The sequence below is a fragment of the Mesorhizobium sp. CAU 1732 genome, assembly GCF_039888675.1.
Lineage (GTDB): Bacteria > Pseudomonadota > Alphaproteobacteria > Rhizobiales > Rhizobiaceae > Aerobium.
The window spans coordinates 113,640-132,665 of the sequence record NZ_JBDQQR010000002.1 but is presented as its reverse complement, the minus strand read 5'-3'; the positions used below and the strand labels follow the sequence as shown (position 1 = coordinate 132,665).

21 protein-coding genes are annotated in these 19,026 nt (G+C 63.4%); 14 read left to right on the top strand and 7 right to left on the bottom strand.

What is annotated here, in order from left to right; all coding sequences use genetic code 11:
• Positions 1–5: 5 nt before the first annotated feature.
• The 5 genes from AAFN55_RS18255 to secA form a co-directional block, all read right to left on the bottom strand.
• Positions 6–1,286, bottom strand: a complete 1,281-nt coding sequence (locus AAFN55_RS18255) for a GNAT family N-acetyltransferase (RefSeq protein ID WP_347800400.1) — start codon at positions 1,284–1,286, stop codon at positions 6–8.
• Complete coding sequence (locus AAFN55_RS18250; protein ID WP_347800399.1) at positions 1,286–2,698, bottom strand: lipopolysaccharide biosynthesis protein; 1,413 nt, start codon at positions 2,696–2,698, stop codon at positions 1,286–1,288. The genes AAFN55_RS18255 and AAFN55_RS18250 overlap by 1 nt, the downstream gene beginning before the upstream one ends.
• Positions 2,699–2,840: 142 nt before the next feature.
• Complete coding sequence (locus AAFN55_RS18245; RefSeq protein WP_347800398.1) at positions 2,841–3,113, bottom strand: type II toxin-antitoxin system YafQ family toxin; 273 nt, start codon at positions 3,111–3,113, stop codon at positions 2,841–2,843.
• A gap of 1 nt (position 3,114) precedes the next feature.
• Positions 3,115–3,378, bottom strand: coding sequence for a type II toxin-antitoxin system RelB/DinJ family antitoxin (locus AAFN55_RS18240; RefSeq protein WP_347801040.1), 264 nt, complete (start codon positions 3,376–3,378; stop codon positions 3,115–3,117).
• Between the two features lie 88 nt (positions 3,379–3,466).
• Positions 3,467–6,193 carry a preprotein translocase subunit SecA gene (gene secA / locus AAFN55_RS18235; protein ID WP_347800397.1) on the bottom strand — a complete coding sequence of 909 codons (2,727 nt, stop codon included), beginning with the start codon at positions 6,191–6,193 and terminating at the stop codon, positions 3,467–3,469.
• Between the two features lie 252 nt (positions 6,194–6,445).
• Here secA and AAFN55_RS18230 point away from each other — a divergent pair, with 252 nt between their 5' ends.
• The 6 genes from AAFN55_RS18230 (at position 6,446) to AAFN55_RS18205 (ending at position 10,685) form a co-directional block, all read left to right on the top strand.
• Positions 6,446–7,348: a peptidylprolyl isomerase gene (locus AAFN55_RS18230; RefSeq protein ID WP_347800396.1), complete on the top strand. Its 903-nt coding sequence runs from the start codon at positions 6,446–6,448 to the stop codon at positions 7,346–7,348.
• Between the two features lie 24 nt (positions 7,349–7,372).
• A complete protein-coding gene (gene argJ, locus AAFN55_RS18225; RefSeq protein ID WP_347800395.1) occupies positions 7,373–8,614 on the top strand; it encodes a bifunctional glutamate N-acetyltransferase/amino-acid acetyltransferase ArgJ in 1,242 nt (413 codons plus the stop codon).
• Between the two features lie 3 nt (positions 8,615–8,617).
• On the top strand, positions 8,618–9,400 hold the full coding sequence (locus AAFN55_RS18220) for a GNAT family N-acetyltransferase (protein ID WP_347800394.1): 783 nt from the start codon (positions 8,618–8,620) through the stop codon (positions 9,398–9,400).
• Positions 9,401–9,402: 2 nt separating this feature from the next.
• Positions 9,403–9,813 (top strand): (deoxy)nucleoside triphosphate pyrophosphohydrolase, encoded by a 411-nt coding sequence (locus AAFN55_RS18215; RefSeq protein WP_347800393.1) that lies wholly within the window; start codon positions 9,403–9,405, stop codon positions 9,811–9,813.
• 238 nt (positions 9,814–10,051) lie between these two features.
• Entirely contained in the window at positions 10,052–10,417 is a 366-nt protein-coding gene (locus AAFN55_RS18210; RefSeq protein WP_347800392.1) for a hypothetical protein, read from the top strand.
• Positions 10,418–10,514: 97 nt separating this feature from the next.
• Positions 10,515–10,685: a Flp family type IVb pilin gene (locus AAFN55_RS18205; protein ID WP_347800391.1), complete on the top strand. Its 171-nt coding sequence runs from the start codon at positions 10,515–10,517 to the stop codon at positions 10,683–10,685.
• A gap of 16 nt (positions 10,686–10,701) precedes the next feature.
• Here AAFN55_RS18205 and AAFN55_RS18200 read toward each other — a convergent pair whose 3' ends face one another.
• Positions 10,702–11,541 (bottom strand): methyltransferase domain-containing protein, encoded by an 840-nt coding sequence (locus AAFN55_RS18200; protein WP_347800390.1) that lies wholly within the window; start codon positions 11,539–11,541, stop codon positions 10,702–10,704.
• 104 nt (positions 11,542–11,645) lie between these two features.
• Between AAFN55_RS18200 and AAFN55_RS18195 the strand changes: the two genes are divergently transcribed.
• The 5 genes from AAFN55_RS18195 to AAFN55_RS18175 all read left to right on the top strand — a co-directional run bounded on the left by AAFN55_RS18195 (position 11,646) and on the right by AAFN55_RS18175 (position 14,832).
• Complete coding sequence (locus AAFN55_RS18195; protein WP_347801039.1) at positions 11,646–12,398, top strand: ComF family protein; 753 nt, start codon at positions 11,646–11,648, stop codon at positions 12,396–12,398.
• 27 nt (positions 12,399–12,425) lie between these two features.
• Positions 12,426–12,692, top strand: a complete 267-nt coding sequence (gene grxC / locus AAFN55_RS18190; RefSeq protein ID WP_347800389.1) for a glutaredoxin 3 — start codon at positions 12,426–12,428, stop codon at positions 12,690–12,692.
• Positions 12,693–12,701: 9 nt separating this feature from the next.
• Positions 12,702–13,562 carry a carbon-nitrogen hydrolase family protein gene (locus AAFN55_RS18185; RefSeq protein WP_347800388.1) on the top strand — a complete coding sequence of 287 codons (861 nt, stop codon included), beginning with the start codon at positions 12,702–12,704 and terminating at the stop codon, positions 13,560–13,562.
• A complete protein-coding gene (locus AAFN55_RS18180; protein WP_347800387.1) occupies positions 13,559–13,984 on the top strand; it encodes a DUF1178 family protein in 426 nt (141 codons plus the stop codon). The genes AAFN55_RS18185 and AAFN55_RS18180 overlap by 4 nt, the downstream gene beginning before the upstream one ends.
• 197 nt (positions 13,985–14,181) lie before the next feature.
• Positions 14,182–14,832, top strand: coding sequence for a LysE family translocator (locus tag AAFN55_RS18175; RefSeq protein WP_347801038.1), 651 nt, complete (start codon positions 14,182–14,184; stop codon positions 14,830–14,832).
• 140 nt (positions 14,833–14,972) lie between these two features.
• Here AAFN55_RS18175 and ubiG read toward each other — a convergent pair whose 3' ends face one another.
• Positions 14,973–15,722 carry a bifunctional 2-polyprenyl-6-hydroxyphenol methylase/3-demethylubiquinol 3-O-methyltransferase UbiG gene (ubiG, locus tag AAFN55_RS18170; RefSeq protein ID WP_347800386.1) on the bottom strand — a complete coding sequence of 250 codons (750 nt, stop codon included), beginning with the start codon at positions 15,720–15,722 and terminating at the stop codon, positions 14,973–14,975.
• 189 nt (positions 15,723–15,911) lie between these two features.
• Here ubiG and AAFN55_RS18165 point away from each other — a divergent pair, with 189 nt between their 5' ends.
• The 3 genes from AAFN55_RS18165 (at position 15,912) to AAFN55_RS18155 (ending at position 18,996) form a co-directional block, all read left to right on the top strand.
• Entirely contained in the window at positions 15,912–16,838 is a 927-nt protein-coding gene (locus AAFN55_RS18165; protein WP_347800385.1) for an ABC transporter ATP-binding protein, read from the top strand.
• The gene (locus AAFN55_RS18160; RefSeq protein ID WP_347800384.1) at positions 16,835–17,596 is read left to right on the top strand and encodes an ABC transporter permease; all 762 of its coding nucleotides are present in this window, start codon (positions 16,835–16,837) and stop codon (positions 17,594–17,596) included. Before AAFN55_RS18165 ends, AAFN55_RS18160 begins: the two co-directional genes overlap by 4 nt.
• Positions 17,597–17,742: 146 nt before the next feature.
• Entirely contained in the window at positions 17,743–18,996 is a 1,254-nt protein-coding gene (locus tag AAFN55_RS18155) for an aspartate kinase (protein ID WP_347800383.1), read from the top strand.
• Positions 18,997–19,026: the final 30 nt, after the last annotated feature.

Genomic DNA, 19,026 nt, shown 5'->3' with positions numbered 1-19,026 from the left:
GCTTACTATCCCCGGCCGAACGCCTTCCTGACCCGGTTGCGCAGGATGCGTGCCATGTTGCGCGTCTGCTTGGCGCGGAGAAGCTGCGAGGCCGCCTGATGCGTCATGCGCTCGGCGTCCGGGGTCAGGCCGATGGCGATCGTGCCGACCGGGCGCCGCTCGCCCCAAAGCCGACCCAGGACGGGGTGATCGGGCACGGCGCAGGAATCCGTCACATCGATGTTGGGGTCCTCGAGATGCGTCCGCGTCGTCTCGATCATCAGGAGCGTACCGGGCGAATAGGAGGCATAGTCCTCATCGTAGGCCGTTTTCCAGGTGTAGGCGACGCCGGCCTCGACGAAGACCACAAGGCTCGCGATGGGCTTGCCGTCGAGGCGCAGTTCATGGATGCGGCAGAGGTCCTTTTCGGCCAGGCGATGGGCTGCTTCGCGTACGAAGGCGGCGCGGAAACGATCGACCGCCATGGCCGTCTTCTCGCGACCCTTCCAGCCCGAAATCTCCAGCGCCAGAAACGTCTCGATGCCTTGCCTGATCTCGTCGGGCTGGCGCGCGATCACATACTCGACCGCACCCTTGTCGCCTAGCCGGCGCTTCAGTCGGCGCATCTCCTTGAAATGATGGGCGCTCAGCGTGCCGCGCAGATAATCGTCACCGCCTAGCGCGCTTTCCAGATGAGGGCGCTCGACGCGGTTGGTGATCGAAACCGGCAGGTTGCGGCTTTCCGAGAGCGAACTGACCATCGCCGCGAACGGCCCGTCGAGCCGCACTTCCGGCATGACCAGCACCTTGGGCAGGTTCAGGTGCGGACGCGCCAGCATGCCGAAGAAATCCTCCACCACGCCGACCGGATCGTCACGGTCGACCAGCGGCGTACCGAGCGGGCCGAACGGGCTCGACCATGTGCGCAGGAAGGTCACGCCGAATGGCGTCGCGGGCTTCTCGATGGTGAAGGGCACGAGCAGCCGGAGGCGGCTGCGGTTCTCGTCTCCATCGCGGATCACGGCAAGGCGCACGTCCCGGTCCTCGAGGCGCGGCATGGCGGGCGCGAGGAAACGCGGGTTGAAGAAGATGTTCTGCTCGACCGAGCGGGCGCAGAGGAAATCCAGTTCCTCGACGAGATCGAACCCGGCCGAGGCGGGGTAGATCGCGAGCTTGCGGGGCGGGCGGTTTTCCATCTGCTCGACCAGCGAGGGCGGAACGTCGCCGCCCACATAGTCGGCAAAACCTCCGATCATGCGCCCGGATGCGCTGCCGCTCAGTTCTTCCAGAAGGGGGACTGCAACCATCAGACTGCTCCTGCGCTTGTCTTGCCGGAGAACGGAACGAACATGAGGATGCCGAGGCGTCGCCAGACAACGAACGCCAGCATTATGGCCTCGCTGGTCATCGCGATTGCCGTGCCGAGGGCTGCGCCCCAGAGGCCGAATTGCGGAATGAGCAGCACGTTGAGCACGATGTTGATGCCGAGCGTCATGCCGTAGACGGCGGCGCAGATGTTCTGGTTGCCGCTCATCGTCAGCAGGCTTTCGGCCGGACCGACCGACGCACGCGCGACGACGCCGAAGACAAGCACGTAGAGCAGCGGGTAGCCGGCATCGAAGCCGGGGCCGAACAGCATCAGCATCGGTTTGCCGATAATGAGCACGGCCGCACCCATCGCAAGCGATGGCCAGAACGTCCATGCCACGGTCTCCCGGGCGAAGGTGGCGAGCGTCACCATGTCGCCGCTGTGGGCGTATTGCGCGTAGCGCTGCGCAACGCCCGCCTTGACCGCGAAATAGACGAAATGGACGAGCGCCAACGTCTTCACGGTCGCGAAATAGATGCCGACATCGGTCGGCGACATGTACCAGCCGACCATCAGCACGTCGGCGTTGGTAAGCAGGAAAAAGAACCCCTCGACGAGGAAGATCGGCAGCGAGACGATCAGCCATTCGCGCGTGCGGAAGACCGGGCGCGTCGTGCGCACCTCGCGGCCGGCCTGCGGCGCGATCGCCGCGATCTGGTAGATCGTCGTGATGTAGGTGGCGAGGATCGCCGTCACGATCGCGGTCTGCGCGTCGGGTGCGTAACCGGCGTAGAGCGCGATGCCCATGAGCGCCAGAATGAGGATCGGGCGCAGGAGATAGATCGGCGCCAGCGCCAGCACGGCCCAAGAATTGGCGCGCGCCGTGCCTTCCAGCGTGTCGGACAGCGCGATCATCGGCAGGCAGACGATGCCGAGATAGAACGGGATGACGTAATAGCTCTCGATCGTATCGCCGAAGAACCAGAGCCCGGCGAGTCCGGCCAATGCAACCGCCGACGACACGGCGAGAACGATCCGGCGGCTGGCCGTCATCACGCCGCGCAGTTCGGCCAGACGGCCGCGCTCGCGATATTCGGGGATGTAGCGGACGACGGCGGTGTGGAAGCCGAGGCAGGACAGGTTGCCGACGATGATCATCGTGGTCCAGACGAGGACGAAGATGCCGTATTCGAAGCCGCCCATCCAGCGCGCCATCAGCACCTGGCTGAAGAGCGCGATCACGGCGCTGACGATACGGATCGCAAACGCCGTCAGCGACGTACGGCCAGCCTGGCCGCGCTCGTCTCCGGTGAACATGATCGCATCGACCTTGCCGAGAAGCGGGCGTGCCTTTGCAGCCAATGGCTCCGGCAAAAACCGATCAGCCGTCGATGCTGCGGAAAAGCGCACGCGATACACTCCGTTACTCCAAAGGACCGTCAATCCCTAGCCGAGAGTCTTTAAGAAACGATGAGATAGGCGGATTGGTGCGTGTGGAGCAATTCTGTAACGCTATTGCCGCGTGCTGCCAGCAAGCTTAGTGACAGCGCGATCACGCCTTGAATAGATCGGCATGAGTGCCGGTGCGAGCGAGTTGGAGTTCGGTGCCGACGACCCGATAGATCAGCAGCCAATCGGGCTCTATGTGGGCGTCACGAAAGCCTTTCCAGTCGCCTTTCAACGGGTGATCTTTGTAAGTGGCCGGTAACTCGCTTTCGATGAGCAAGAGACCCAGAAGTTCGCGCAATTTGCCGAGATCTTTGCCGCGCTTCTCAACACGTTTCACATCACGCCGGAATTGGCCGGTGTGAACAGGTGTGAGCACGTTAGATGCCTAGGTCCTTGAACAATTCATCTGGGGAGGCAAAACGCTTGCCCTTGCCATTCTCCAGCTCGGCCATCGCTTTCCGTGTCGTGGCGTTCGGGACCTTCACCGAAAAGGGAAACTCCTTGTCGGCCGCGACGCGCACCAGCAACAGGCGAATGGCGTCCGAAACCGACAGCCCCATCGCTGCCAGTGCTTCGGTCGCCTGGTCTTTGGTTTTTGCGTCGATCCGCGCGCGGACCACGGTCTCCGTAGCCATCATAATCTCCGAGATTTAAGCTACAATGTAGCTACAGAGAGATGGCTTCGCAAGCCCGTGGCACGGACAAGCACTGCTTAACTTACCGCGCCTTTCAGGCAAACGTGCCGTGGCAGTGCTTGAACTTCTTGCCCGAACCGCAGGGGCACGCTTCGTTCCGGCTCACCTTGCCCCATGTGGAGGGGTTGGCTGGATCGCGCTCCTCCGCCGGGACGATGCGGTTTTCCGCCGCGACCGCAACTGCGGTATCGCCGCCGAAATCGTCCTCGCCGGTCGTCGCATCGACATGCGCGCCATGCATCGCGGGAACCTGCGGGGGCGGCGCTTCGGCGGCCTCGCGCACCAGTTCGACGCGCATGAGCTGTGCGGTCACGGCCTGGCGCAGATTGCTCAGCATCGACTGGAAGAGCTCGAACGCTTCCGTCTTGTACTCGTTGAGCGGATCGCGCTGCGCATAGCCGCGGAAGCCGACGACGGAGCGCAGGTGCTCGAGATTGACCAGATGCTCGCGCCACAGGCTGTCCACCGTCTGAAGCACGATCGACTTCTCGACATAGGCCATGATGTCCGGCCCGAAGCGCTCGGCGCGATCCTTGGCGGCTGCCTCGGTCGCTTCCATGATGCGCTCGGTGATCTGTTCCTCGTCGATGCCTTCCTCGGCCGCCCACTCCTCGATCGGCAGATCGAGGTTGAGCGAGGTGCTGACGCCTTCCTTGAGGCCGGCGAGATCCCACTGCTCCGCATAGGCGTTCGGAGGGATGTGCTTGGCGACGAGGTCTTCGACCACGTCCTGGCGCATCTCGGCGACGGTTTCCGTCAGGCTGCCGCCATCCATCAGGTCGATGCGCTGCTCGAACACCACCTTGCGCTGGTCGTTCATCACGTCGTCGAACTTCAGGAGGTTCTTGCGGATGTCGAAGTTGCGGGCCTCGACCTTCTTCTGCGCCTTTTCGAGCGCCTTGTTGATCCAGGGATGGATGATGGCCTCGTCTTCCTTGAGGCCGAGGCGCTGCAGCATCGTGTCCATGCGCTCGGACCCGAAGATGCGCATCAGGTCATCCTGCAGCGACAGGAAGAATTTCGAGCGACCCGGGTCGCCCTGACGGCCCGAACGGCCGCGAAGCTGGTTGTCGATGCGGCGGCTTTCGTGGCGCTCGGTCGCCAGAACGTAGAGGCCACCGCCCGCAAGCGCCAGTTCCTTCAAACGCTGGACGTCCTCGCGGATCGCCTTTTCCTTCGCCGCGCGCTCCTCGCCCTCCGGCATGTCGCCGAGTTCCTGCGCGACGCGCATGTCGGCGTTGCCGCCAAGCTGGATGTCGGTGCCGCGGCCAGCCATGTTGGTGGCGATCGTGATCGCGCCCGGCCGCCCGGCCTGGGCGACGATGGCCGCTTCCTGTTCGTGATGGCGGGCGTTCAGGACCTGGAAATCCTTGAAGCCTTCGGCGCGCAGGCGCTCTGCGAGCTGCTCCGACTTCTCGATCGAGGTGGTGCCGACCAGCGTCGGCTGGCCCTTGGCATGCGCTTCGCGGATTTCGCGGACGATCGCCTTGTACTTCTCCTCGACCGTCCGATAGACCTCATCGTCCTCGTCGATGCGCGACACCGGCACGTTGGTCGGAATTTCGGAGACTTCGAGACCGTAGATGTTGCCGAATTCCTCGGCCTCGGTCAGTGCCGTACCCGTCATGCCCGCGAGCTTGGAATACATGCGGAAGTAGTTCTGGAAGGTGATCGAGGCCAGCGTCTGGTTCTCGGGGTGGATCGTCACCTTTTCCTTGGCTTCCAGCGCCTGATGCAGACCTTCGGAGAAGCGGCGGCCGGGCATCATGCGCCCGGTGAACTCGTCGATGATGACGACTTCGCCATTGCGGACGATGTAGTCCTTGTCGCGCTGGAACAGGCGATGCGCTTTCAGGGCATTGTTGACGTGGTGGACAATCGCGACGTTCTCGACGTCATACAGTGAATCGCCCTTGAGCATCCCGGCTTCGCGAAGAAGGTTCTCCAGCTTCTCGGTACCGTCTTCGGTGAAGGTGGCCGTGCGCTGCTTCTCGTCGACCTCGTAATCGCCCTCGAGCAACATCGGAATGAACCTGTCGACCGAATTGTAGAGTTCGGAACGGTCGTCCAGCGGGCCCGAAATGATGAGCGGCGTGCGCGCCTCGTCGATCAGGATCGAATCGACTTCATCGACGATCGCGTAATTGTGACCGCGCTGCACCATCTGGGCGCGATCATATTTCATGTTGTCGCGGAGATAGTCGAAGCCGAGCTCGTTGTTGGTCGCGTAGGTGACGTCGCAGGCGTAAGCCGCCTTGCGCTGCTCGTCCGAGAGGCCGTGAACGATGATGCCGGTCGTCAGGCCGAGGAATCCGTAGACCTTGGCCATCCACTCGGCGTCGCGCGTTGCGAGATAATCGTTGACCGTGACGACGTGGACGCCCTTGCCGGACAATGCGTTCAGATAGACGGGCAGGGTGGCGACCAGCGTCTTGCCTTCGCCGGTGCGCATCTCGGAGATGCCGCCGCCATGCAGGACCATGCCGCCGACGAGCTGGACGTCGAAGGGGCGCAGGCCCAGCGCGCGCCGCGCAGCTTCGCGAACGGTCGCGAAGGCCGGGACCAGAATGTCGTCCAGGCTCTTTCCTTCGGCCAGTTCCTTTCGGAACATATCCGTGCGCGCCCGCAGCGCCTCGTCGGAAAGGGCCTTCAGTTCAGGCTCCAGCGCGTTGATCGCCTCCACCCGGGGCCGCATACCTTTGATGCGGCGATCGTTGGAGGAACCGAAAATCTTGCGGGCGAATACGCCAAGGCTGACCATCAATGGTCCTTTCAGTATGGAATGCCCGGCACCGCCAGGGCAGGACCCGCTACCGACATCATTTGCGGGATGAAACAGGAAGAGCGCCGCAAAATCGCTTCTGGACGCCAAGTGGAAGGACAGATAAGAGGGGGCACATGCGATGTCAACGCCGCTCCCTGCGGGGAAACCGCGCGGAAAATCGCCACATTTTGGCTGGTTTGAAGGGCTCCTAACCCCCGACCCGGCAATCCCCACATTGGAGATCATCAGATGAAGCATTCGTTCCGTCGCATGTCGATCGTTACTCTTGGCGCCGCCACGGCGATGTTGGCCATCGCTGGCATGGCCTCGGCGCAGGACGATGCCGTCGTCGCGACGATCAACGGTCAGCCCGTCACCGAGAGCGACCTGACCATGGCGATCACCGACCTGGACCAGCAATTCGCCCAGCTTCCGGAAGAGCAGCGCCGTGCAGCCGCCCTGTCGGCCATCGTCGAGATCAGGCTTCTTTCGGCGCTCTCCGAGGAAAAGGGCCTCGGCGACGACGAGAATTTCAAGAAGCGCATGGAACTGCTTCGCCAGCGCGCGCTCCACAGCGCCTATATCGAAGACGAGATCGCATCGACCGTCACCGATGAAGCCGTTCGCGCGCGTTATGACGAGGAAATCGCCAAGGCGCCCGCCGGCGAAGAGGTTCGCGCCCGCCACATCATAGTCAAGACCAAGGAAGAAGCCGACGCGATCATCGCCGAGCTCGATGGCGGCGGCGACTTCGAGGCGATAGCCAAGGAAAAGTCCACCGACGGTGCTGCCGCGCAGGGCGGCGACCTCGGCTACTTCGCGCAGGGCCAGATGGTTCCGGCTTTCGAGCAGGCGGCTTTTGCGATGGAAGTCGGCAGCTATTCCAAGGAGCCGGTCGAGACGCAGTTCGGCTGGCATGTGATCAAGCTGGAAGACAAGCGCAGCAAGCAGCCGCCGGCTTTCGAGCAGGTGTCCGAGCAGATCCGCTCGCTGCTGCTGCGTGAAACGTATTTCGAGACGGTCTCGAAGCTGCGCGAAGAGGCTGACGTCGAGGTGACCGATCCCGCCCTCAAGGCTGCGATGGAGCCGGCGGCTGCGCCTGCCGCACCGGCCGATGGTGCGGCACCTGCCGAAGACGCAGAGCAAGAGTAAACCTTCGACGCGAGAGCCGCCGCCATGTCAGACGCCGTTTCGCCGCTCGCTCCGAAGAAGCAGCCAAAAATGCCCTCGATCGAGGGGGTTCGCATCGCCACCGCCGAGGCGGGCATCAAGTACAAGGGGCGCACCGATCTCGTCGCGATGATCTTCGACGAGGGGACGAGTGTCGCGGGCGTGTTCACGCGCTCGAAATGCCCGTCGGCCCCCGTCGATTTCTGCCGGCAGAACCTGACGGGCGGTAAGGCGCGCGTCCTCGTCGTCAATTCCGGCAACGCGAACGCCTTCACGGGCAAGCGTGGCCGGGAAACGACACGTATGACGGGTGAGGCGGCGGCGAAAGCGGCCGGCTGCACGCCTGGCGACGTCTTCCTCGCCTCGACTGGCGTGATCGGCGAACCGCTCGATGCGGGGCGCTTCTCGCATCTGCTCGAAGGTATGGTAGAACGCGCCGAGGAAGGGCTCTGGTCCGAGGCCGGCAAGGCCATCATGACCACCGACACCTACCCGAAATACGCGACCGCCACCGTGATGCTCGGCGATACGCCGGTCACCATCAACGGCATCGCCAAGGGTGCCGGCATGATCGCGCCGGATATGGCGACGATGCTGTCCTTCATCGCAACCGATGCGCCGATCGAGGCGGCAGCCTTGCAGGATTTGCTCTCCAAGGGCGTCGGCAAGACGTTCAACGCCGTCACGGTCGACAGCGACACATCGACCAGCGACACGCTCATGCTGTTTGCCACGGGTGCTGCGGCCAAGCGTGGTGCGCCGCGAATCACGGACGCGAAGGACCCGCGCCTGTCGCAGTTCCGGCGGGCACTGAACCGCATGCTGAAGAACCTCGCTTTGCAGGTCGTGCGAGACGGCGAAGGCGCGCGCAAGCAGGTCGAAGTCACCGTGACCGGCGCAAAATCCGGCCGCTCGGCCAAGCGCGTGGCCCTGTCGATCGCGAATTCACCCTTGGTGAAGACCGCGGTTGCGGGCGAGGACGCCAATTGGGGGCGCGTCGTGATGGCGGTCGGCAAGGCCGGCGAGCCGGCCGACCGCGATCTTCTGGCGATCTGGTTCGGCGACATTCGCGTCGCCCATGAAGGTGAACGCGACCCGGCCTATTCGGAGGCAGACACGTCCGCCTACATGAAGCGTGACGAGGTCGCCATTCGCGTCGATTTGGGGCTGGGACGCGGCAAGGCGACCGTCTGGACCTGCGACCTGACCAAGGAGTATGTCGCGATCAACGGCGACTACCGGAGCTAGACCGTGACGACCGGCGGCCGGCCCTTTCAGGATCTCGCAATCGTACGCCGCTACGAGGCGGCCGGCTCGCGCGCCTGGCCAGCCGCGTCCGTCCACTATGACGGTGCGTGGGCGGTTCGGCTGACGGCGGGACATCCCGCCAAGCGTCTCAATTCGGTCAGCCCGCTCGATCCTGGCGACGACGCCAATCTGACCGAGCGGATCGCGCGCGCTGCGAGGCGCTTCGACGCCTATGGACGGCCGCTGACCTTTCGCATGTCGCCGCTTTCGGGGCGAAAGGTCGCCGCCCACCTCGACCGCGAAGGCTGGGTGAGGTTTTCAGAATCGCTGGTGATGCGCGCCACGCTCGACGACGCGATGGTCCGCGACGCGATGCATCAGATTCCGCTCAAGGACATGGGCAGGTTCATCAGCGCGGCGATGTCGATCCGCAACCTCGACGCCTCCTTGCGTCCGGGCCTGTCCGAGGTGATCAGTTCCATCGAACCGCAGACCGGCCTGTTCGTGCTCGAGCAGGAGGGGACGCCGCTCTCGACCGCCATCTGCGTCCATGACGGCGATCTCGCCGGACTGTTCGAGGTCGCGACGGTCGAAAGCGAGCGCGGCAAGGGCCATGGGCGCCGCACCTTGCTCTCGGCGTTGAAATGGGCGCGCAAGCGCGGTGCCCGCGAAGCCTGGCTTCAGGTGGAAGCGGAAAACACGACCGCGATAGGCCTCTATCGCTCGCTCGGCTTCACGGAGGTCTATCGCTACCACTATCGCCAGCCGCCGCCTGCGGAGCCGTGAGCATGAGTGAACCGAAGAAACTCCTGCTCGTCGCTGCCTGCGCGCTGGTGGATGCCGACGGCCGCGTGCTTCTGGCGCAGCGGCCGGAAGGCAAGCAACTGGCGGGTCTCTGGGAATTTCCCGGCGGCAAGGTCGAGCCGGGCGAAACGCCGGAGGAAACCGTCGTTCGCGAGTTGAAGGAAGAGCTTGGCATCGACACGAAAGTCGCCTGTCTCGCGCCGCTCACCTTCGCCAGCCACGCCTACGAGACCTTCACGCTTCTGATGCCGCTTTTCGTGTGCCGGCGCTTCTGGGGCATTCCCCAGCCGCAGGAGGGCCAGGTCCTCAAATGGGTTCGTCCCAACAAGATGCGGGACTATCCCATGCCGCCCGCCGACGAGCCGCTGATCCCCTTCCTGATCGACCTCCTCTAGAGCGTTTCAGGTTTTCACCGAAACACCCCCTCCACCGCCTCCGGCGGTCCCCCTCCCCCGCTTCGCAGGGGAGGATCCGAGGCCGCGGACAATCGCTACCTGGATCCTCCCCCATCTTCATGGGGGAGGGGGACCACGAAGTGGTGGAGGGGGCGTTTCTTAAGCAGCGATTTCACCTCATCCAGAACCACTCTGATCGTTAATCGATCGTTTAGCGAAACGTGAAAATCTGAACCATATGGCTCGCGCAGCGTGGGCCGCCGATGGTCCAGACCGGGGACGGATGCAGATGCGCGACGAGTGGAACTATCCCGCCTCCGACCAGAAGTGGCGCGGCAGTGAAGCGGGGATGAGCGCATTGCGGGTCGCGCTTCTCTTCGGGTCGGCCGCTGTGGCGCTCGCTTTGATCCTCACGCCGATCGCAGACAAGGAGACGCGGCGCATGGCTCAGTCTTCCTATCCGGCGGGCGTCGACATGATGGCCACGGGCACGATCGGCCAACGCAACCAGAACACCTATACGGTTCGCCGCAGCGTCCTCCAGCCGTCACCGAATTCGGTGTGCATCATCCGTGCGAATGGAGCCCGCAGCGGCGAGTGCTGAGGTTTCGATAACCATCATCCTTTACCTTTTATATGCTTGAAAGGTCTAGTGTTGCGCCATTCTGCGGGCTTGCGCGGGAATGAGCGGGGCTGAAACGATGATGAAAGCGTTCCTGAAGGACGAGAGCGGCGCAACCGTTGTTGAATACGGGCTCATCATCGCTGTCTTGTCGCTGGCGATCATGGGCGGTTTCAGCAGTGCAGTGAATGTCATCCAGGGCAATTTCGAGATTTCGGCCGACATCATGGAGAATGCCGTCAAGAAGTGAGCGGGCATTCCGCTTCCTACGGCTTCCCGGTTTCCTTCCCAAGCACCTGCGTCAGGGACACGGTCGCGCTGCCGCGTGCCGATGGCTTTTGCTGCGAGGCATGTGGTGCCCAGCCCGACAGCCAGATCGTCGAGAACGTCGCCCGGATGCGGCCGTCATCGTCGGAAAACCGCTCCGCATAAATCTCTGCCGCCCGCATGAAAAGCGCGCGAGGCGCGGGCTTCCTGCTGCGGGCGACCAGCGCATTGGCCGCGCCCATCGCGCGCAGGTCGCGCATCAGGCCGAACATGGTCTCATAACGCACGGTGACCGTCTCGATATCGGCGACGGGAAGCGCAAAGCCCGCGCGTTGCAGCAGCGCGCCGGCGTCGCGGACATCCGCGAATGGAAAGACACGGGGGCTGGCGCCACCCGACAGCTCGGTCTCGGCTGCGAGCAGCGCGTCGCGAAGCTCGCCCAGCGTACCCGATCCCGCCATGCAGCCCAGGAAAAGCCCGTCTGGCCTCAGAGCCCGGCGGATTTGGACCAGCATGCCCGGAACGTCGTTCATGGCGTGCAGTCCGTAGAGCGAAATCGCGAGGTCGATGCTTTCCGCGTCGAGCGCCAGCACTTCCGGTTCGATGTCCTTCGGCTCCACGATATCCGTCACCTTTCCGCTCGCCCTGAGAACGGCGGCTGCGGCGTCTGCTGCCGGAGACAGGATTGCCGCGCGCGCGAACTGCCGGCCGACCGTCGAGAGGCGGTCCGCGAGGTCGTCGGCGGCGCGGTTCATCAGGAAGGCCGCGCCCTCATCGCCGATGTGCCGCGCGCGCCGCCTGTTTGCCGCCAGGCTCTGATGATCGAAGATCGGGTCCATTCCATTCCCTTTGCCGGCACACTGCCGCTCGTGTTCAACTCTGATATGGTGCGGGCAGGGCAGGGTTTCTCGTGACCGATCGGACGACGGAGTTCAAGGGCTTGATGCAGGCAGCACTCCGCTGGCCTGCGAGCGTGTTGTTTCCGCCGATGTGCGGCGGATGCAGGCGGCTGGTCACGCAGCCGGGTGCCCTGTGCGGCAAATGCTGGCCCAGGCTTCGGTTCATCGAGCGTCCGTGGTGCGAGGTACTCGGCACGCCGTTCACCCATGACATGGGCGAGGGCAGCGTCTCGCCGGAGGCGATCGCCAACCCGCCGCCCTTTTCGCGCGCCCGGTCCGCGGTCGTGTATTCGGGTGTCGCGCGCGAGATGGTGCAGGGGCTGAAGTTTCGCGACCGGACCGAGCTTGCGCCGTGGATGGCGCGCTGGATGGTGCGGGCGGGCGCGGACCTGCTCGCGGACGCGGATTTCATCGTGCCGGTGCCGCTGCATCGCAGGCGTTTCTTCGTCCGGCGTTTCAACCAGTCCGCCGAGCTTGCGCGGACGATCTGCGATCTCTCCGGCAAGCGCTTCGCGCCGGAGCTTGTGGCGCGCATCAAGGCGACGAAGCAGCAGGTGGGGCTCGGGGCTCGCGAACGCGAAGACAATGTGCGCGGGGCGTTTCGCGTCGATCCCCGATCGAAGGCGGCACTTGCCGGCCGACGGGTCCTCGTCGTCGATGACGTATACACGACCGGAACCACGGTCTACGCGCTGGCCAAGGCCCTGAAACGCGGTGGCGCCGGTGATGTCGACGTGCTCACCTTCGCGCGGGTGCTTCCGGGGGACTTCCGGCGGGACGAAGCCGAGACTATATGAGATGAAAAGCTTGAGTGGAATTGAACCATGACGGACGTAACCATCTATACGCGCGTGATGTGCGGATACTGCGCGGCGGCAAAGCGCCTGCTCGATTCCAAGGGCGTGGCCTATACCGAGCACGATGCGAGTTTTTCGCCGGAACTGCGGCAGGAGATGATCACGCGCGCCAAGGGCGGCAGCACCTTCCCGCAAATTTTCATCGGCGATATCCATGTCGGCGGCTCCGACGACCTTCATGCGCTGGAGCGTGCGGGCAAGCTCGACGCGATGCTCGCCGGCGCGCAAGGATAGGATGGCACAATGACGACGGTGAAGGTTGCGGCACTGCAGATGCGCTCGGGCATGGACCCTGCGCGCAACGTGGCGGATTTCGAGGCGCTGGTACGCGAGGCGGCCGGTAAGGGGGCTGCCTATGTGCAGTCGCCCGAGATGACGGGTGCGCTCCTGCGCGACCGCGTGGAACTCATGGCGCTGATCAAGCCTGAGGCGGACGATCCCGTCGCCCACAAGGCGGCAGCGCTTGCCGGCGAACTCGGCATCCATGTCCATGTCGGCTCGACCGCCATCGCCCGCCCGGATGGCAAGGTGGCCAATCGCGGTTTCCTGTTCGGACCGGACGGCGCGAAGATCGCGTCCTATGACAAGATCCACATGTTCGACGTCGATCTCGACAATGGCGAAAGCTGGCGCGAATCGTCGACCTATGAGCCCGGAACCTGCGGCACGATCGTCGATCTGCCGTTCGGCCGGTTGGGTATGGCCGTCTGCTACGACGTGCGCTTTCCGGAACTGTTTCGCGCACAGGCGCTCGCAGGCGCTCAGATCCTGACCATGCCGGCAGCCTTCACGCGCCAGACTGGCGAGGCGCATTGGCATGTGCTCCAGCGCGCCCGTGCGATCGAGAACGGGGCCTTCGTCATCACCGCCGCGCAGGGCGGCACGCACGAAGACGGCCGCGAGACCTACGGCCATTCCCTGATCGTCGATCCATGGGGCCGGATCGTCGCCGAAGCCGACCATGACGAGCCGGCCGTCGTGCTGGCGGAGATCGATTTGGCCGCTTCGACGCAGGCGCGCCAGAAAGTGCCCAACCTCAAGAACATCCGCGATTTCGAGGTCGCGCTCGCCAGAGTCGATACCCGGCACAGGCAGGCATCATGATCCGCTTTTCGCTGTCCTGTGACCATGAGCACGAGTTCGACGGCTGGTTCCGCAACGGAGACGATTTCGAAACCCAGTTGAAGCGCGGGCTTGTCTCGTGCCCGGTCTGCCACTCGGCGAAGGTGGAAAAGACCCTGATGGCGCCCGCGGTTTCCACCGGGCGAAAGCGCGAGAAGATGGCGTTGGCGATCGGCGCAGAGCAGCGCAAGGCGCTGGCGCAGTTGAAGGCCATCGCCGAAAAGGTGCGCGAAAACGCCGACTATGTCGGCGACAAATTCGCGGAAGAAGCCCGCAAGATCCATTTCGGCGAAACCGACACGCGCGGCATCTACGGCGAAGCGACCCTCGAGGAAGCCAAAGGCCTCATCGAGGACGGCATCGAATTCGTGCCGCTCCCGACCTTTCCTGACGATAGGAACTAGGCCGCAGACCTGAGCGCGCGCTCGGCATGGATAGTTTCGACCGCGATTTCGTTCCCGTCATCGCCCGAAGCGCAGCGAGACATTCTCCGCGTGCACAGGAATTTCCCTTCTGATCAGGAGTTTCGCGGGGGCGCGCATATCTCGCCTTGGACAAAGACAAATGCTATCGTTGCTGTAGAAGGAATAGGGACACAATCATGGATCTGGCAATTCCCAGCGCAACGAATCTCAGCTTGTTCGTCAGCGCAACGCTCGTGCTGCTTCTCGTGCCGGGACCGGCAGTTCTTTACATCTTCGCGCGCTCGGTCGAGCAGGGTCGCTCTGCCGGCCTCGTTTCGATCCTTGGCATCCATTCGGCCACGCTTGTTCATGTCGTCGCTGCCGCCGTGGGATTGTCGGCGCTCCTGGCATCGTCCGCGCTCGCCTTCAGCGTCGTGAAGTATGCTGGTGCGGCCTACCTGATCTGGCTTGGTCTCAAAAAGCTCTTCGGCCCATCGGACATTCCCGACGTCGAGGGCGGTTTACCGACGCGCAGCCGTATGCGCCTCTTTCGCGAGGGCTTTGTAGTCAACCTCCTCAACCCGAAGACAGCGCTGTTCTTTCTCGCTTTCCTGCCGCAGTTCGTTGAGGTCGACCGCGGCCATGTGGCAATGCAGATCGCTTTTCTCGGGATTCTCTACACTGCGATTGGCGTTCTGACGGATGGTGCCTACGCACTTGCTGCCGGCACGGCCGGCAACTGGCTGAAGCGCAGTCCCGTTTACCTCAAGGCTGAACGCTGGGTCAGTGGTTTCGTCTATATCGGCCTTGGCTTGACGGCTGCCTTTGCGGGCAATCAAAAGAAATAGACCGTCCGGCCTCCCTTGGAAGTCGCGCTAGCGGCTGGCCCGTGGGTGACGATCTGGAAGCGATGGCATGTCGCCCGCAAGCACAATAATTGGCGACGTCCAGGGGATGTTGCGGCGCGATTGTCGGCAGTTTTAGCCCGCTACTGCGCCGCCTTCTCCGCCAGAACCATGTAGTTGACGTCCAGATCGGTGGAGCGCTGCCAGCGGTCGCCGAGGGGGTTGTAGGTCACGCCGGTGCGGTCGGTGATCGTCATGCCGGCGGCGGCCAGCGCGCGTTCGAGCTCTTCGGGCCGAACCAGCTTGCCATATTGGTGCGTGCCGCGCGGCAGCCAGCGCAGGACGTATTCCGCGCCGACGATCGCCAGGCCGAGTGCCTTCAGGGTGCGGTTGATGGTGGCGACGAACATGATGCCGCCCGGCTTGACCATCTGCGCGCAGCTTTCGATGAAAAGATCGACATCGGCGACATGCTCGACAACTTCCATGTTGAGGATGACGTCGAACTGCTCGCCGGCTTCGGCCAGCGCTTCCGAGGTCGTGGCGCGATAATCGATCGTCACCCCGCTCTCGGCCGCATGCAGTTTTGCCACTTCGATGTTGGTCTCCGACGCGTCCGCGCCGACCACTTCGGCGCCAAGCCGCGCCATCGGCTCGCACAACAGTCCGCCGCCGCAGCCGATGTCGAGGAAGCGAAGACCTTCGAACGGCTTGGCCGCGCGCGGATCGCGCCCGAAGCGGGCTGCGACGTGGTCGCGTATGTAGGACAGCCGAATCGGGTTGAATTTGTGCAGCGGGCGGAACTTGCCGTTGGGGTCCCACCACTCGGCTGCCATGGCCGAAAAGCGCTCTATTTCACCGTCGTCGATCGTCGTTCGGTTGGCTTCCGGCATGGTGTCGTCTCCTCTGGCGAGGCCATCAAGTCGGGCGGAGCGGCCAGAAAGTCAAGAAGGCACTCCGGCTGCGCCCATCCTGTCGCGGTTTGTCAGGAGCCGGTACTGGCCTCACGGAAATGGATTGTGATCGGTGCGATCCAACCTATATGCGCATCAAAATAGAAAATCTTTTCAAGAATCGCCCCCATGCAACCCGCAGTTTCCATACAGAATCTTTCGAAGACATATGCGTCCGGTTTTTCCGCCCTGAAGGGCGTCAGCCTCGATGTGCAGAGGGGTGAAATCTTCGCTCTTCTCGGGCCGAACGGGGCGGGAAAGACCACGCTCATCGGCATTGTTTGCGGCACCGTCAATCTGACGAGCGGTGTGGTAAAGGTCGATGGGCACGACATTCTCACGGACTACCGCAAGACGCGATCGCTGATCGGATTGGTGCCGCAGGAGGTGTCGATTGACGCCTTCGAGTCGGTCTGGGCGACGGTTTCGTTCAGCCGCGGCCTGTTCGGGCGGAGCGCCAACCCGGCGCATATCGAAAAAGTGCTGCGCTCGCTGTCGCTGTGGGAGAAGAAGGACGAGAAGGTCATCAACCTCTCCGGCGGCATGAAGCGGCGCGTCATGATCGCCAAGGCCTTGTCCCACGAACCGGAAATCCTGTTCCTCGACGAGCCGACCGCAGGCGTCGACGTGGAGCTTCGCCGCGATATGTGGGCGCTGGTGCGCTCGCTGCGCGAGACCGGCGTCACGATCATCCTGACCACGCATTACATCGAGGAAGCCGAGGAGATGGCCGACCGCATCGGCGTCATCTCCAAGGGCGAGATCATCCTCGTCGAGGACAAGACGACGCTGATGCGCAATCTCGGCCGCAAGCAGCTCACGCTGGAACTGCCCGAGCCGATCGACGCCATACCGGACTCGCTGGCCTCCTACGGGCTGGAACTCGCCGATGGCGGCCGCCAGCTTATCTATTCCTATGAAACCCACGGCGAACGCACCGGCATCACGTCGCTTCTCGGCGATTTCGCGAAGGCAGGCTTGCGGTTCCGCGACCTGGAAACCCGGCAAAGCTCGCTGGAAGACATTTTCGTCGGTCTCGTGAAAGAACGCGCATGAACCTCCACGCCATCAAGTCGATCTACATGTTCGAGATGTCGCGCACCTTCCGCACGATCATGCAGAGCATCATCTCGCCGGTCATCTCGACCTCGCTTTATTTCGTGGTGTTCGGCGCCGCCATCGGCTCGCGCATCGAGGAAATCGGCGGCGTCAGCTACGGCACGTTCATCGTGCCCGGCCTCATCATGATGTCGCTTCTGACGCTGTCGATCTCCAACGCGTCCTTCGGCATCTATTTCCCGAAATTCACCGGCACGATCTACGAGATCCTGTCGGCACCGATCTCGCATCTGGAGATCGTGGTCGCCTATGTCGGGGCGGCGGCGACCAAGTCGGTCATGATCGGCCTCGTCATCCTGGCCACGGCCGCCCTGTTCGTTCCGCTGCACATCCAGCATCCGTTCATGATGATGCTGTTCCTGGTGCTGACGGCCGTCTCCTTCAGCCTGTTCGGCTTCATCATCGGCATCTGGGCGGACGGTTTCGAGAAGCTGCAGATCATCCCGCTCCTGATCGTCATGCCGCTCGCCTTCCTGGGTGGCACGTTCTACTCGATCGACATGCTCCCGCCGCTCTGGCAGACGATCTCGCTCGGCAATCCGGTGGTTTATCTGGTCAGCGGATTCCGCTGGAGCTTCATCGGCACATCGGATGTGAGCGTCGGCATGAGCCTTGTGATGACGTTCGCCTTCCTCGGCGTCTGCCTCGCCATCATCACCTGGATGTTCAGGACCGGATACAAGCTGAAGACCTGAACGTCGTGCGGGCTCCCATCCTTGCGCAGCACCCCGCTTTTCGCTAAGGAACCCGCGCATTCGCGCCTCGGTCTGCCGGGGCGCTTTCATTTGAGAATTCCGGGCTTTTGAGCCCCGGAAACGCAGTGCAGGGATCAGACGCTTCCATGGCGCGTATCGTGATGAAATTCGGTGGGACTTCGGTCGCCGACATCGCCCGCATCCGCAATGTGGCGCGTCACGTCAAACGTGAGGTCGACGCGGGCCACGAAGTCGCCGTCGTCGTCTCGGCGATGTCTGGCAAGACCAACGAACTCGTCGGATGGACCCGCGAAGCCTCGCCCATGCACGATGCGCGCGAATACGACGCCGTCGTCGCATCGGGCGAACAGGTCACCGCCGGGCTTCTGGCGATCGTGCTTCAGTCGATCGGCGTGCATGCCCGCTCGTGGCAGGGCTGGCAGATCCCGATCAAGACGGACGGCGCGCATGGTGCCGCCCGCATCAAGGAGATCGACGGGTCGTTCCTGATCAAGCGGTTCGGCGAGGGGCAGGTCGCCGTCATCGCCGGCTTCCAGGGCATCGCGCCCGACAACCGCATATCGACGCTGGGCCGTGGCGGCTCTGACACGAGCGCGGTCGCGATCGCGGCCGCCGTGAAGGCGGACCGCTGCGACATCTACACCGACGTCGATGGCGTCTACACCACGGACCCGCGCATCGAGCCGAAGGCGCGCCGCCTGTCTCGCATTTCCTTCGAGGAAATGCTGGAAATGGCGTCGCTCGGCGCCAAGGTGCTGCAGGTGCGCTCGGTCGAACTGGCCATGGTGCACAAGGTTCGGACTTTCGTGCGTTCATCATTCGAGGATCCGGACGCACCCGGCATGGGCGATTTCGACAATCCGCCCGGAACCCTCATTTGCGACGAGGATGAAATCGTGGAACAGCAAGTCGTCACCGGCATCGCCTACGCCAAGGACGAGGCACAGATATCGCTGCGCCGCGTCGCGGACCGCCCCGGCGTCGCCGGCGGTATTTTCGGGCCGCTGGCCGAGGCCAACATCAATGTCGACATGATCGTCCAGAACATCTCGGAGGACGGCGCGTTCACCGACATGACCTTCACCGTGCCCTCTGGCGACGTCGCCAAGGCGCTCGCCGTGCTCGAAAAGGTCAAGAAAACCGTCGGTTTCGACGTGGTTCAGCACGATGACGGCATGTCCAAGGTGTCGGTCATCGGCATCGGCATGCGCAGCCATGCAGGTGTCGCCGCGACCGCGTTCACGGCGCTGTCGGAGAAGGGCATCAACATCCGCGCGATCACGACATCCGAGATCAAGATTTCGATCCTGATCGACGGACCATACACAGAACTCGCGGTTCGGACTTTGCATTCCGTCTACGGTCTGGATAAGCAGTAGAAGACGATACACCGGCTTGCGGAAGAGGAC